Source organism: Mesorhizobium sp. M2A.F.Ca.ET.067.02.1.1 (genome assembly GCF_004023285.1).
Taxonomy (GTDB): domain Bacteria; phylum Pseudomonadota; class Alphaproteobacteria; order Rhizobiales; family Rhizobiaceae; genus Mesorhizobium.
On record NZ_RZSB01001227.1, the window covers coordinates 1 to 968 of the forward strand.

The 968-nt window shown below is 62.0% G+C and carries 2 protein-coding genes; one reads left to right on the forward strand and one right to left on the reverse strand.

Annotated features, from left to right (window positions below; genetic code table 11):
• Nucleotides 1-22: 22 nt before the first annotated feature.
• Nucleotides 23-487 carry an NUDIX domain-containing protein gene (locus EOA28_RS36940; protein ID WP_126078309.1) on the reverse strand — a complete coding sequence of 155 codons (465 nt, stop codon included), beginning with the start codon at nt 485-487 and terminating at the stop codon, nt 23-25.
• A 262-nt stretch (nt 488-749) separates the two neighbouring features.
• Between EOA28_RS36940 and EOA28_RS36945 the strand changes: the two genes are divergently transcribed.
• Nucleotides 750-968 (forward strand): hypothetical protein (locus EOA28_RS36945; RefSeq protein WP_148671160.1); only part of this gene is annotated, 219 nt, incomplete at its 3' end.

The window sequence follows — 968 nt, forward strand, 5'->3', positions numbered from 1 at the left end:
AGGCAGGATAGCGGGCAGACGCCTAGTCGGCGCCGCGCCGTTCCAGGAAATCGTCGAGCATGGAGCGCTGGCCTTTCAGGATCTTGACGCCGGCTTCGGCCGGCGAAAACCAGCCGGCCCGATCCACTTCGGGGAACGCCTTCATCTTTCCCGATTTTGGCGGCCACTCCAGGGTGAACATGTTGCTCTTGATGGCGTTAGTGTCGACATCGGCCTCGACGCTCCATGCCACCACGATCTTGCCGCCCGGCTGCCTGTAGCTGCCGAGCGGCTGGAAGTCGCCGTCGATGGCGACGCCGAGCTCCTCCTCGACTTCCCGTTTGGCGGCTTCGAGCTCATCCTCATTGTCGCCGATCAGTCCCTTCGGTATCGACCACGCGCCTTCATCCTTGCGCGCCCAGAACGGACCGCCTGGATGGACGAGCAGAAATTCGAACACACCGCCTGTGTGTCTGTGGATCAGCAGCCCGGCACTTCGCTGCGGCATCGGTCACCTCACGGCATTCCTTTGATCGCGCGAGACTAGCACGAGTACTTCGGGGCAGAGGTCACGCAATCTCGCCTGCAATACCGACAGCCTCGGCGGCCCGCCATTGGATAACCAGGCAAGTTGCTGGCAATCGGCCGCGAAACATGCTCGATCTTGTTAGCCGGCCCGATCTTGTTGATTGGCAAGACGCTGATTTGGGTCAGTCGTGTCACCGCCGCATTTGTTGACCACGACTGGTCTGGTTTTGAGGGAAACCACCATGTTTTTCAGCCTGATCGCCATTGCCGCCGTCATAGCTCTTTTCGTCATCGTGTCACGACAGCAGAACCGCATCGCGCCGGTCGAGCGCGAGCTCGGCATCCTCCGAGGCCTGGTTCAGTCGGGAGCTTCGCTGTCCGCGCCCAAGGCGGACATCGCGAAGGAAGGTCTTCCCGAGGAGGCCAAGGCAGTTGCGGCGCCTGTCGCGCCGTTGGCCGAC

Excerpts from the sequence above, each read along its gene's own strand:
- EOA28_RS36940 (WP_126078309.1), bottom strand. The coding sequence starts at position 487 with ATGCCGCAGCGAAGTGCCGGGCTGCTGATCCACAGACACACAGGCGGT.